This window comes from uncultured Maricaulis sp. (genome assembly GCF_963975345.1).
In the GTDB taxonomy this organism is placed as follows: domain Bacteria; phylum Pseudomonadota; class Alphaproteobacteria; order Caulobacterales; family Maricaulaceae; genus Maricaulis.
In genome coordinates, this window is the sequence record NZ_CAXBGE010000017.1 from 1 (window position 1) to 13,307 (window position 13,307).

The following is a 13,307-nucleotide window of genomic DNA, read 5'->3' on the forward strand; positions in this document are numbered from 1 at the left end:
GCTGCGAGCGAAGAGATAAACAGACCAATCCCGATGATCGCGGCGAGATAGATGATCATACTGGCATAAAGCAGAAGCAGAGACCCGCGCAGGGGAACATTCAGAACCAGCCAGCCAAGGATCAGCATTGCTGTCGCGCTTGCCAAAGCGATCATCAGAGCCGGCACCGCCTTGCCGATCAGAATCTCTGTTGGCCTGAGCGGCGACACAAGCAGCTGCTCGAATGTACCAAGTTCGCGCTCGCGTGCGATGGACAGGGCCGAGACCATGAACCCGACAATCGCGGTCAGGACGGCAAACAGCGCTGGTACGGCTGACCAAAGCGGATCGAGATTTGGATTGTACCAAACACGGGTCACGACCTTGGTGAGGGTCGGCACACCGAGCGCGGTCGCTTGATCCTCGTTGAAATCCTGAACGATCCGCCCAGAATAACCTGCGAGGATTTGGGCGGCGTTGGAGGCGCGGCCATCCAGAATGAGCTGTACGTTCGCTGGTTCACCGCGCTCTAATTGCCGGGAAAAGTCCGGACCGATCCTCAAGACCAAATCGACCGAACGAGAATCAATTGCCGCGGCGATATCGGCGTCGCGACGCAGATAGAGAATTTCTTCAAACGTCGGTGAACCCTCGAATCTGCTGATCAGTTCTCGCGCCTCGACGCCGCGATCCTGGGTGTACACGCCGAGCGTGACGCTGGAGATTTCCTGGGTGATGGCGAAGGCGTAAATCACCAGAAGGAAAGGTGGCGAAAACAGCACGACCCAGCGGGTTTGCGGGTCGCGGGCGCTGGCGAGAAGCTCCTTGATAATGAGAGACCAGATGCGCTGAAACATGACGCTATTCCAGACGCGTGCGCGTGGTCAGCGCCGTCAGAGCGAAGATGATGAGCGCAAACACGCCGAGCCCAATCAGATCCGGACCGATAACGCTCCAGACGTCGCCTGCGAGAAACTCAGTTTGCAAGGTCGAGACATAGTATCGGGCGGGGACGCCATAGCTGATCAGGCGCAGTGCGAGCGGCATACTGTCAATTTCGAATACGAAGTTCGAAAAATAGAAAGCCGGTAGGAACGCGGTTAAAACTGAGGTTTGCGCGGCGACCAGTTGGTTGCGGGTCAAGGTAGAGATCAGAAGGCCCTGACCGAGCGAGCACAGCATGAAGACCGATGAGGACAGAATGAGGACGGCGAGCGAACCCCGAAACGGCACGCCAAACAAAAGCACGGCTGTGATGACCGCGAGCGCCATGGAGCCCAGCCCGAGCAGGAAGTAGGGCACCAGTTTGCCAATCAGCAGCTCCAAGATACCAACCGGCGTCGCGAGCAATGCCTCCATCGTGCCACGCTCCCATTCGCGTGCGACGACCAGGGCGGTGAGGAGCGCGCCAATCGTTGTCAGAATGATCGCAATCGATCCTGGCACGAGATAGTTTCGGCTCGAAATCTCCGGATTGAACCAGACTTGCGGTTCCAGCTGCACACTTGGCACCAGGGCCGGTCGTCCCCGGCTGATCCATTCCTGTTCCAGCCAGTTGGCCCATAGGAGCTCGACATAACCACTGACCAGATATGCCGTGTTCGGATCACCGCCGTCCACGATAACCTGAATAGGCGCGCCTTCGGCCCGAAACGCTTTCTCCGCGAAATCAGCTTGCAGCACGATTAATCCGTCCAATTCGCCAAGTGTCAGCGCGCGCTCGAACAGGCGACGATCCGGGCCCGTTTCGACCTCGAACAGGGTTGAGTTTTCAAGCGAGGCTTGGAAGCTCGCAGTTTCCGATGACTGCTGCTCAACCACCAATGCGACATCAAGTTGGCGTGGATCAAAGGTTACGCCATAGCCGAACAGGAAGAGAAGCAAGAGCGGCATCACGCCCGCGATCAAGACGGAACTCGGGTCGCGCAGAACCTGGCGCGACTCCTTTACGATCAGGCCGGTCAGACGTCGCCACCGCAGCGCAAGGGGTTCGCGGTCCTTCATGCCGCCTCGCGCTCTCGATCACTCTGCTCAACCAGCGCAATGAACGCGTCCTCAAGCGTTGGGTCCATCATGCCGCTTGCGCGGGCGCGGTCTTTCAACTCATCAGGTGAGCCACTGGCGATCATCTTGCTGCGATAAATAAGCGCCATCCGATCGCAATATTCCGCCTCATCCAGGAAGTGCGTTGTCACCATGATCGTGACGCCATTGGCGACCATCGCATTGATATGGGTCCAGAACTCTCGCCGCGTGCGTGGATCAACACCGGATGTCGGCTCATCAAGAAAAAGGACATCCGGTTCGTGCATAACCGCGCAGGCGAGCGCCAGGCGTTGCTTATAGCCAAGCGGCAGCCCCATAGCGTTGACATCCAGCCTGTCAGCAAACCCGAACGTCTCAATCATTTGAGAGATGGCGTCTTTGCGGGATTTGCCCGTCAGGCCATAAACACCAGCGAAAAAATCGAGGTTCTGCTGTACGCTAAGATCGCCATAGAGCGAGAATTTTTGAGCCATATAGCCGATCCGGCCGCGCGCCTTGCTTGGGGCGTTTTGCAAATCAAGGCCAACCACACGGGCCGAGCCCTCGCTCGGCTGGAGCAAACCGCACAGCATTTTGAACGTGGTCGACTTGCCAGCGCCATTGGGTCCAATCAGGCCAAAGATTTCACCGCGCCCCACTTCGAAGCTGATATTGTCAGCAGCTGTGAAATCCCCGAACCGCCGCGTTAGCGCGCGCGCCTCGACCACCTGATTCATAGTATGTGCGGCGCTATCCTCTCGATTGGCAAAAGGTGAGGTCGCCCGAAATCCACCGCCGATCAGATCCATGAAGGCATCTTCAAACCGCGGCTGGGTTTGCGAGATTTCAGCTGCTACGCCCGCGTTCAGCGGTGCGAGATTTGGCGGATCGGCCCCTTCGGCCATGACCAGACGCACGCGGCTTCCCTGGATAACGCCGTCAATCACGGTGGCCAGCTTTGTTGCTTCGCTTAGGACTTCGCGGCGATCGGTGTCGATATGCCGGATCTGGTAGGTGCGGCCGGCGACCCGGTCTGTGAGGTCTTGCGGCGAGCCTGCATAAAGCAAGGCGCCTTCATTCAGGAGCAGCACGTGGGCGCATTGTTCAGCTTCATCCAAATAGGCCGTGCTCCAGACGACGCCAATCCCCTGATCGACCAGTTCATAGACCATGCGCCAAAGCTCTCGCCGGGAGATCGGATCGACGCCAACGCTTGGTTCGTCAAGCAACAGCAAGTCGGGTTTCTTGATGAGGGCGCAGGCAAGGCCAAGCTTTTGCTTCATGCCGCCGGAAAGCGCTCCAGCCAGCCGATTTGTGAACGGTGCGAGGCCTGTAAATCCCAAAAGCCGCTCGAAGGCCTCTTCGCGGTCTGACCCGAGAACTGACCGCAGATCAGCGTACAGCGTCAGGTTTTCCTGGACGCTCAGATCTTCGTAGAGCCCAAACCGCTGGGGCATATAGGACACAATCCGGTGAACCGCTCCGCTATCCGTGACAGGATCCAGACCGTTGACAGTGATCTTACCGGTTGAGGGAACCAGTAAGCCTGCGATCAGACGCAGCAATGTGGTTTTTCCAGCCCCATCGGGACCAACCAGACCAGTGACTTCCCCTGCATTGACATGGGCCGTAACAGAATCGAGCGCCGCAAGGGCGCCCTTATCAAAGCGCTTGCTGAGTTGATCTATCTGGATCAGCGGGCCCGGCACGCTCAAACATCCCGGTCGGGGCTGAGCATGACTGTAACCGGCATGCCTTGTTTCAGGCGGTGTTCTGGATCTTCAACGATGATGCGCACGCGGTAGACAAGGCTGGTTCGCAATGACCGGGTTTCGACCGTCTTTGGCGTGAACTCGGCGACCGGCGAAATGAACCCGATTTGCCCTGTGTAGACGCGTCCGGAGTCGGTGCGCACCTCGGCGTCCATACCGGCCTGGATTAAATCAAGATCTGGCTCTTCAATATAGGCGCGCACCCAGACCGGCGAGGTCAAGGTTAAGGTATAAATGGTTTCGCCTGCGCCGATGATTGCGCCCGGCTCGCGAACACGTGTCAGAATGATGCCTTCATTTGGGGCGGTCAGCATCGTATCGGCGACGCGTTGCTCTGCCAGGGCGAGAGCGGCTTGCTCGGCGGCCAGCACCGAACGCGCCTGATCGATATCCTCAGAGCGCGGTCCGATGCGCGCCAGCTCCAAGCCTTTTGCGGCGGCATCACGCTGCGCAATGGCCGCGCCCTGCCGCGCTTCGGCTTCCTCATGTGCCTGGTGTGAGGCGATATCTCGCTCGGCAAGAAACTCCTGCCGCGACAGGGTGGTTTCAGCAACGGTTAGAGCCGCTTCTGCTGCGGCGAGCTGCGCTTCAGCTTGGGCGATTTCCTGGGGCCTGGAGCCGGCGAGCAGAACGCTGAGCGCAGCTTGAGACCGTGCGACCCGCGCTTGCGCGAGTTTCACTTCATTTTCATAGTCAACCGGCTCGAGTTTTGCGACAACTGCACCTGCAGCGACCTTGTCGCCTTCATCGACCATCATTTCGGCGAGGCGCCCGGGAACTTTGAAACCCAGATTGACCTGGCGCACATCGACATTACCGAACACTTCGATATGGCCGCGCTCTTCATGGGGGTTGCGTAGCTGTGTCCAGCCGACAATCGCGGCAGCGAGGAAGACGATGGCGATGCCGATCAGACCATAGCGTTTTACCAGATTGGTCATTTGTGCCCCCATTCCTCAATAATACGCGTGGCCGAGTTCTTTCCCTGATAGGCGCAGGCGCGCGCCAAACATTTCAGGTGCAACTGTATTGAAGCGTGTGTGGGGGGGCTCATTGCCTGCGTTCCTCGCTCTGCTCCGTCATGAACAGAAACAGCATCGCCGCCGAGCAACTGATGAGCAGAAAACCATTCAGCGCCTCGACACCGGCGACGAAGCGCAAATGGCCGGTTGGAACAATGTCGCCAAGACCGAGTGAGGTGTAACTGACGAGCGAAAAGTAAAAGACGTCCATGGCTGTCGTCGGCGTATCACCGCTTAGATCACCTATCTCTAGGGCGCGGCCCAGGCCATAAGCGAGGGCGTAAAGACTGGCCGCCGCGAGATGCGCAATCCCCGAGACGCAAAGCGCAGTGACCAGTTTGCGGCCGCGATGATAGCTGGCCGCTCCGAGGTGGCGGAATGCGCCTGAGACAATCGCATAGTGAAGCGCGCCGGATAGCACGAAGGTGACTGCGGAGATGACAATCGCCAGGATCATGGCGCGAACCTCGCGGTGTGCCGGGGCCGCGAAAGCGTTGTCATACGCCCCGCGATAGGGTGCGCCATCGCTTTTAAACCAATAAGGATCCCAGTCCTGCTCACCGCTCGCTCGCAGAACTCGATCAGGTTTACCCTCGGCGGACCAGTTACATCATGAGTGAGAGTGCGCATGATCGGGCGCCTCCTTGTCGCGGATCCGGCCGAGATAGAGCGCTTCGAAAGCAAAGATTGCAGCCATTGACCCAATCGCGATGATGACGATCATCGGGTCTGCGGTCGCTTTGATGAACAGGAAGGCGCCAAGGGCAATCAGGTCGAATAATATGGCGGCGACTAGAATAGAGGCGCGGGCGCCGACATCTTCGCGTAAATAGCGCAGCACGCCGTAGTGGATAATAATATCCATTACGAGATAATAAATCGCGCCGAGTGAAGCGATCCGCCCAAGATCGAAGAAAGCGGCCAGGAAGGCAGCCAAAACAACAGTATAGACAAGCGTGTGTTTCTGGATGCCGCCGGGCATGCCAAAATGCTTGTGGGGGATCAGGTTCATATTCGTCAGCATGGCGAGCATGCGCGAAACCGCGAAGACACTGGCGAGTAGTCCCGACGCGGTGGCAATGATTGCGATGATCACGGTAAACGCCACGCCAAAATCACCAAAGGCCGGGCGCGAGGCTTCTGCGAGCGAGAAATCCTTGGCTGCGACAATTTCTTCAAGTGTCAGTGAGGACCCCACCGCCAGAGCGACAGCCATGTAGACAACAAGGCAGATCGCCAGCGACCAAATGATCGCGCGGCCGACATTCTTATTGGGGTCTTTGACTTCATCGCCGCTATTGGTGATCGTGGTGAACCCTTTAAAAGCAAGAATGGCGAGGGCGACGCCGGCGAGGAATCCCGCAGGTCCAGTCTCATTTGTTGTGGCCGAGGAGGCTGCTTCAAAAGAAAGGCCGGACGCCCAGAGCGCCGCGCCAGCAAAGATCAGAATGCCGCCAACTTTCAGGACCGCAGCAATTTTGGATACGCCGCCAATGATTTTGTTTCCGGATATGTTGATTATAAACGCAAAAACGATCAATCCGACGGCCAGAACGGGTACCAGAATACTGTCTTTCGAAACATCAAAGAGTTGCAATGTGTAGGCGCCGAATGTGCGAGCGACGAGGCTCTCATTGATAATCATCGACATAGTCATGAGCAGCGCGCTGGCGGCGGCAATTGTCGTTGGCCCATAGGCTTTTTGAAGGATCATCGCGATGCCGCCGGCCGACGGATATTTGTTCGACATTTTGATGTAGGTGTAGGCGCTGAACCCGCTGACCACGGCCGCAAGCAAAAAGGCGAGCGGAAACGCCGGTCCTGAGAATTGCGCGACTTGCCCGGTCAGTGCGAAGATCCCGGCGCCAATCATGACACCGGTGCCCATCGCAACGGTTCCTGCGAGACTTAGCGAGCCTTTTTTATAGGTTTCGGATTTCATTGCCCGACCGCCTGTTCAGCTGGGAAGCGGCCGACATAGCTCGCGAATACGCTTTGCTGATTCGCACTAAACAGAATGACATCATAGGCGTCAGGCGGGCTTGTCGTTTCCATTCCGGGAGAGCCCATTGGCATGCCGGGCACCGAAAGCCCCGCCGCATCTGGCCGGGTTTCCAGAAGCTTACGAATTTCCGAGGCTGGGACATGGCCCTCAATCGCGTAGCCATCAACCGACGCAGTGTGGCAGGAGGCAAGCTCATCGGGCACGTTCAGCGAGGCCCGCACAGGCGCAAGGTCTTCGCGTTCGATAACACGTACTTCAAGACCATCGCGCTGAAGGTGTTTTATCCAGGCCGTACAGCATCCACACCAGGGTGTTTTATAGACGGTAATGGTTTGCGCATTTGCAGGGCTCGCCAAACCGCCCGAGACGAAAAACCCAGCGGCAAGCGCAAAAAGGGCGGTGGCCAAGGCGGCAAGAATCCATTTTGACATAAGAGTTTCCTTCGAAATTATAGTTTGACGGAGCGAAGTCGCAGCGCATTCGCGATGACCGAGAATGAGCTGAGGCTCATCGCGGCGGCGGCGATAATTGGACTGAGAAGCAGTCCAAAGAACGGATAGAGGACGCCGGCAGCAACCGGCACGCCGAGCGAATTATAGATAAAGGCAAAGAACAGGTTTTCGCGAATATTACCCATCGTCGCGCGGCTCAGCCGCTGCGCGCGGGCGACACCGCGAAGATCGCCTTTGACCAGGGTGACACTGGCGCTCTCCATCGCCACATCTGTACCGGTTCCCATGGCTATTCCGATATCCGCTTGAGCAAGGGCAGGCGCGTCATTGATGCCGTCGCCGCACATGGCGACGACCGCACCATTCGATTGGAGCTCGCGCACGATCCGGTTTTTGTCTTCTGGTGACACATCGGCCTCCACCTCATCAATGCCGATTTGGCGTGCAACCGCTTGCGCTGTTGCCAGGCTGTCGCCCGTCAGCATGACGACTTTCATGCCCGCCTTGTGCAAGGCGGCTATGGCTTCAGGGGTCGTTTCTTTGATTGGATCGGCGACCCCAATCAGGCCCGCCGGTTTGCCGTCCAGAGCGGCGAACATCACCGTCTGGCCGTCGCGGCGATAGGTTTCAGCATGGGCTTTCAGAGTTTCGTCAAAAGCACCGACTCGGCGCATCATCTTGGCGTTGCCGATGGCGAAAAGCTTTCCATCGACCCGGCCCTGCGCGCCTTCTCCGGTGACTGATTCAAAATCGGTAGACTCGAGGCGCGCTGCGCCGCGCTCTTCGGCCCCGTTGACGATGGCTTGCGCAAGAGGGTGCTCGCTCCCGCGTTCAATCGCGGCAGCGTAAGCCAGGAAGTCTGCTTCTCCGAGACCACTCGCAGGCTCGACTGTCACAAGTTTGGGGTGGCCCTCTGTCAAAGTGCCGGTCTTATCGACGACGATCGTGTCGACTTTTTCAAACGTCTCGAGCGCTTCAGCATTTTTGATCAGAATGCCGCTCTGTGCGCCCTTTCCTGTGGCGACCATAATTGACATCGGGGTTGCAAGACCAAGTGCGCAGGGACACGCAATAATTAACACAGCCACGGCGTTGACGATCGCAAAAGCCATGGCCGGGTGCGGCCCAAAAATCGCCCAGACGATGAATGTGATAATCGCGATCACGACGACGGCCGGGACAAACAGGCCGGCCACTGTGTCGGCGAGCTTCTGGATGGGCGCGCGTGAGCGCTGGGCTTCGGCGACCATGCGTACGATTTGCGATAGCATTGTATCTTCGCCGACGCGCGTCGCGGCCATAACGAGTGATCCGGTGCCGTTAACTGTGCCGCCGGTAATTGGATCCCCTGCTGCTTTCTCGACTGGAATAGGTTCTCCAGTGATCATGGACTCGTCGACATTCGAACGCCCTTCAACAACCTCTCCGTCGACAGGTACTTTTTCGCCTGGCCGGACCCGTAGCCGGTCACCGCTCTGGACATCGTCGACGGAAACCTCTTCTTCTTGGCCGTCAGCCATGATCCGGTTTGCGGTTGGCGGCGTGAGTTCAAGGAGCGCGCGGATGGCACCCGATGTCGCGCTTCGGGCTCGTAGCTCCAGGACCTGCCCGAGCAATACGAGCGTTGTGATCACCGCAGCGGCTTCATAATATACAGCGACTTCGCCGGCCTCATTGCGAAAGGCGTGCGGAAAAATGCCTGGCAAAGCGGTTGCAACAAGCGAGAAGACAAAAGCAACGCCGACGCCAAGCGAGATGAGGGTGAACATGTTGAGGTTCATCGTGCGTACCGACCGAACGCCGCGCACAAAGAAGGGCCATCCGCCCCAGAGGACGACAGGAACGGCCAGCGCGAATTGAGCCCATTGGGACCAACCGGCGGGCAAGAGCCCTTCGAGGGGTTTGCCAGGGATCAGGTCACCCATGGCGTAAATGGCAAGTGGGATGGTGAAGATGGCGCTGATCCAGAATCTACGGGTCATGTCGTCGAGTTCTGAGGTGTCTTCTTCGCCGACAACAACACCTTCGGGCTCCAGCGCCATGCCGCATATCGGGCATCCGGAGTTTCGGACGTCGCGAACGTTTGGATGCATCGGGCATGTATAGACCGTGCCTGTGTAGCCCTGCGGGACGAGATCATATTTGCCGTCCGCGCCGGCATCGGCGTCTCCGCCACCATGGCAACAATCATGATCATCCCCGTGGTGGTGATCATGATGTCCATGGTCGTGATGTTTATGATCGGTATTGGTCATATCCGTCCCTCCGGGGTTTGGCTTCAGTGTCACTCTTAAAGGTCAGCGCCCGGGTTGGGCGGCTGATCTCTAATGGAGTTCTGGCATTAGGCTTTTTGGCGATTGAACAGCCGGTAGAGCGGTACGAAGACAAGCGCGATATACCAGCCGTAAACGTAGGACTCGATGAGGCCGAGGAAGAAGCTTGAAACCGAAATGAATTCAAATCCGGGTAGGAGCTGTTCCCACGCACCGTGCATGTGGAGACTAGGCGGTGCGACCAACCCCCATGCGATACAGAGCGTAAACGTGATGGCTAGAAAAATAGATAGGGCGTGCCCAGTGGGGATGAGGCGCATGGTGTTTTCCTTCTCTTTGGTTGTTGCCGCCACATAATTTGTGCGAAAGCGATGCGTTGCTTCGAAAATGAGTTAATACCCATAGGGGGTATTGGTAACTCCGTATATATACTTAGGGCCCGCATCGCTTGTTTTGAGCAAGACAAGCGCGCCGACCAATCCGCGTTGGGTGAGGGATCAGCTGAGATCATCGACGGACACCTCCAAACCCGAAAGGCCAATTTTAGGGGTCACCCCGAACCATTGTTGCAGTCGGCGTGTGAAATGCGCCTGGTCTGCAAAACCGCCCGCGGCCGCTGCATCAGCGAGACTGGACGACGCCTCCATTGCCTTAGCGGCACCGAGCAATTGCAACCATTGCAATAGCTTACTGGGCGGAACACCGAAGTCCGCCTTGACGATCTCTCGCAGCCGAGTTGGAGACAGCGTGAGCTCGCGCGCCAGAGCGGCGGGATTGGCGAGTGCGCGAACGTTGCCAAGGGCTTTTTGCAGGCGTGAATCTATGGCCGAACCAGGCAACCGGCCCGCGAACCTTTTCGCCCAATCGCGCGCCTGATTAGTGTCAGTGATGTGCTCTAGAGTGGCTGATAGATCATCCGAAAGGCAGGCAGGCTGATTGCATTGCTGATCGTTTCGAATTCCGGAAAAGCGCGGGTCAATATAGATCGAGCGCGTCAGGCGTCCCTCAGGACCGATGGAATGGGTCTGCCCAGCAGGGATTTGAATAGCCTTGCCTTTCGGGGCTATTATGTCTGAGTTTGTCGTCACCACGACTGCGCCATCCAGCCCGAGTATGACCTGATGTGCCAAGTGAGCATGTGCCGTGTTCTTGCCAAGGCGAGCGTCGAGCGCGGCCCAGCCCAATCCGATGGCCAACGCGCCAGACCAGGGCGCCGCGCTCATTTCAATCTCCCCTGAGTGTCAGGCTCGGTTGCTTCAAGAAAAGCGTAGATCGCTGTTTCGCATTGACCGCATACGGTCCCGAGCGTGTTCGGGCTGTTGCGCGTCGTTTCCAGCGAGGCTCTTTCAAGGCCTCTGAAAATACCTGCCATCGCTCGTAGTGCCCTGAGGAGATTTTCTCGGCGGTGTTCGATCGACTTCGCAAATGCCTCAGAGAGAAGAATGCACACCTCGGCCGTCATGAATGCCATTTCTGCAAACTTAGTTGCGGGTGTGTTTTCAGATGCGCCGCTTATAAGCTTCTCAAATTGGCTTTGAGCCCGAAGCAATGTTTCAGTCAGCGAAAGCGGCGCGGAAATCATGCGGCCACCTCCGGCGATACGGTTTTTTGGTTTATCGGGCGGGCGCGCAGCTTCAGAGCAAGCACTGGCTTTTCGATGACATGCCACGAAGTAGCCGCGACGAGCAGAATGAGCGGCGCGGTCATTATAGCCAGGACAGCGGGGCTAAGATCTGGTTGTCCAACCAAAAATACCTGTAAAAGCGGATAGTGCCAGATATAAATCCCGTACGAATAGTCCGGAATTTTGGCGATGCGGACGGACGCACGTTTTGGCAATCCAGCTCGAAGCATTAGGCTTGTGAGGGCAAGGGTCGCAAACAATTCGCCGAGGGGGCCGCCGCCAAGGAGCGCGAACGCTGCAATCAGACCTGCGACCGCCAACATGGGCGGCCTGCGCAAAATAGGCCACTGCCAAAGCGTCATTCCGAGCAGAAAGGCCGATGAGAGGCGGAGCAAGGACATCACGCTCGGCGGGAGCGCACTCGTATCGATGAACACAGGCGCGCCAAGATAGACCGATTGCACAAGCAAGAAGACGCTAAGAACACGCCATGGGCCGTTGACGGCGCCAAACATGAACGCGATGCCCGCTAGGATGTACGCTGCTAGCTCGAACCGAATGGTCCAGAGCGGCCCGTTAAAGTCGGTTTCCAAATTCTGAGAGAATATCTGTGCGGGCGCGCTGTCGGGATCGCCAAGCGCCAAGACTTTGTAGGTGTATTGCCAGGTCTCCGGCTGAAACAGTGATCCGCCGCCCTCGGCCGAATAGACAGGCGCGAAGACGAGGACAAAAGCTGCAAGTATAATCACCAGAGCCGGGTAGATCCGCAGAAACCGTGAAACTGCATAAGCCTTCATATCGCGCCTTGTATGAAGACTCTTGGCAATCAAGAGGCCTGACAGGACGAAGAACCCGTTCACGGCCATATAGCTGGCAGTCCATTCGTGGATGCGGAACGGTTCGAACCCTGTCGTGAGGAGCCAGATATGACCGAGGACTACAGCGATCGCCAACACCCACCGCACCGCGGTGAAGTGGTTTTGACCCATCAGCGGGTCCGCAAGCTGTGTTTGGCCACCCCCAGCCATTTATCAGTGCTCGTGATCTTCGGTGATCGGCGCGGATGACCAATGGACATGGTGAATCTTCCAGACCCCAGCGTCGCGTTTGAGAACCATGGTTTCCATAGCTTGGCGGTGCACGGGCTCGCCTCTATAGGCGCCGTTAATCTCCGATTGAGAGATCACCGTAGCGATATTGCCATTCTCGAGAATGTTTCGGTCTTTGAGATCGAATGAAACCGCCGCCGCATAGGCCATATCATTAGACATATGGTGGCCAGCATACTCTTCGAATGAACGCTCTGCGCCGCCGCCTTCTGCGATCACAGCGCCGGGCGCAAACAGCGCGCGCAGCGCCGCCTCATCCCCTGCTTTTAGCGCTTCGCCGAAAGCGTCAGCGACGCTCGCCGGCGAACCGGCTTGTGGCGCAGGTATCGCGGACGGGCTGTCTTCGTCGTGGTGCCCATCACTATTGTCATGGCTGGTTGGGGCGGTGTCGTGATGGCCGTCGGCATTGTCATGGACATCCGCGGTCGGTGCCGAGTCTGGCATGGGATCCATATCATGATCTGCCGCGGCGACGCCGCCGCCATGATCATGGTCGTGGCCATCTCCGGTTACCTGCGGCAGGCTTTTGACGCCAAGACCGTAGCCATAGACGATTTTACCGCCCCACCAGGCTGTGACGGTTAAGCCGAGCGCGGCCGCAGCCAAGCCTGTGACAAAAATGCCAGAGGCGGCTTTTGTTCTTCCCGTCCAGCGCCAGGCCGCAAATAGCAGGATGGCGAGGCCGGATGGTACAGCCCAGTTACGGTGCGTGGTCATCGCTGCATGCGACGGCGCATCATGAGCTACCGTGTAATAGGCCTGAAACCCTGCTGCTATGGTCAACACGATCGCGATCGCACCAAAGGCCAGCATCCAGTCCGCAGCCGGCCGCAGGGTCTCTCGCCATCGCTCGACAGGCGAGACGGCCGCCAACACATAAGAAGCAAAAGCCGTGAGGCTGAGCGCATAGGCAAAATGCACCAGAATTGGATGCAGGTTCGGTTCAATTAAATCGCCCAAGAGCGCCTCCCAGTTGGCCATTTGCGTGAGCGTCGCTGTCTTCAGCGACTGGCATTGTCTGGGTGATACGCCGGACACTTGCCCGA

General features: G+C 57.8%; 13 protein-coding genes. All 13 read right to left on the minus strand.

Going from position 1 to position 13,307, the window contains the following annotated elements; all coding sequences use genetic code 11:
- The coding region (locus tag AAC029_RS15095) for an ABC transporter permease (protein ID WP_339749423.1) at nucleotides 1-836 on the minus strand (836 nt) is incomplete at its 3' end.
- Nucleotides 837-840: 4 nt separating this feature from the next.
- On the minus strand, nucleotides 841-1,983 hold the full coding sequence (locus AAC029_RS15100; RefSeq protein WP_300270263.1) for an ABC transporter permease: 1,143 nt from the start codon (nucleotides 1,981-1,983) through the stop codon (nucleotides 841-843).
- Complete coding sequence (locus tag AAC029_RS15105) at nucleotides 1,980-3,713, minus strand: ATP-binding cassette domain-containing protein (RefSeq protein WP_300270266.1); 1,734 nt, start codon at nucleotides 3,711-3,713, stop codon at nucleotides 1,980-1,982. Before AAC029_RS15105 ends, AAC029_RS15100 begins: the two co-directional genes overlap by 4 nt.
- A 2-nt stretch (nucleotides 3,714-3,715) precedes the next feature.
- Complete coding sequence (locus AAC029_RS15110; protein WP_035552490.1) at nucleotides 3,716-4,717, minus strand: efflux RND transporter periplasmic adaptor subunit; 1,002 nt, start codon at nucleotides 4,715-4,717, stop codon at nucleotides 3,716-3,718.
- A gap of 109 nt (nucleotides 4,718-4,826) precedes the next feature.
- Nucleotides 4,827-5,255 (minus strand): potassium channel family protein, encoded by a 429-nt coding sequence (locus tag AAC029_RS15115; protein ID WP_339749428.1) that lies wholly within the window; start codon nucleotides 5,253-5,255, stop codon nucleotides 4,827-4,829.
- 153 nt (nucleotides 5,256-5,408) lie between these two features.
- Nucleotides 5,409-6,740, minus strand: a complete 1,332-nt coding sequence (locus AAC029_RS15120; RefSeq protein ID WP_035552484.1) for an APC family permease — start codon at nucleotides 6,738-6,740, stop codon at nucleotides 5,409-5,411.
- A complete protein-coding gene (locus tag AAC029_RS15125; protein ID WP_339749432.1) occupies nucleotides 6,737-7,210 on the minus strand; it encodes a DUF411 domain-containing protein in 474 nt (157 codons plus the stop codon). Before AAC029_RS15125 ends, AAC029_RS15120 begins: the two co-directional genes overlap by 4 nt.
- A 41-nt stretch (nucleotides 7,211-7,251) precedes the next feature.
- Nucleotides 7,252-9,510 carry a copper-translocating P-type ATPase gene (locus AAC029_RS15130; RefSeq protein ID WP_035552476.1) on the minus strand — a complete coding sequence of 753 codons (2,259 nt, stop codon included), beginning with the start codon at nucleotides 9,508-9,510 and terminating at the stop codon, nucleotides 7,252-7,254.
- Between the two features lie 86 nt (nucleotides 9,511-9,596).
- A complete protein-coding gene (locus AAC029_RS15135) occupies nucleotides 9,597-9,848 on the minus strand; it encodes a DUF5676 family membrane protein (protein ID WP_035552474.1) in 252 nt (83 codons plus the stop codon).
- Nucleotides 9,849-10,025: 177 nt separating this feature from the next.
- On the minus strand, nucleotides 10,026-10,751 hold the full coding sequence (locus tag AAC029_RS15140; protein ID WP_035552472.1) for a helix-turn-helix domain-containing protein: 726 nt from the start codon (nucleotides 10,749-10,751) through the stop codon (nucleotides 10,026-10,028).
- Entirely contained in the window at nucleotides 10,748-11,110 is a 363-nt protein-coding gene (locus AAC029_RS15145; protein WP_035552469.1) for a hypothetical protein, read from the minus strand. The genes AAC029_RS15140 and AAC029_RS15145 overlap by 4 nt, the downstream gene beginning before the upstream one ends.
- A complete protein-coding gene (locus tag AAC029_RS15150; protein ID WP_233346315.1) occupies nucleotides 11,107-12,141 on the minus strand; it encodes an acyltransferase in 1,035 nt (344 codons plus the stop codon). Before AAC029_RS15150 ends, AAC029_RS15145 begins: the two co-directional genes overlap by 4 nt.
- A 42-nt stretch (nucleotides 12,142-12,183) precedes the next feature.
- Entirely contained in the window at nucleotides 12,184-13,299 is a 1,116-nt protein-coding gene (locus AAC029_RS15155; protein WP_146739718.1) for a nuclear transport factor 2 family protein, read from the minus strand.
- Nucleotides 13,300-13,307 lie beyond the last annotated feature (8 nt).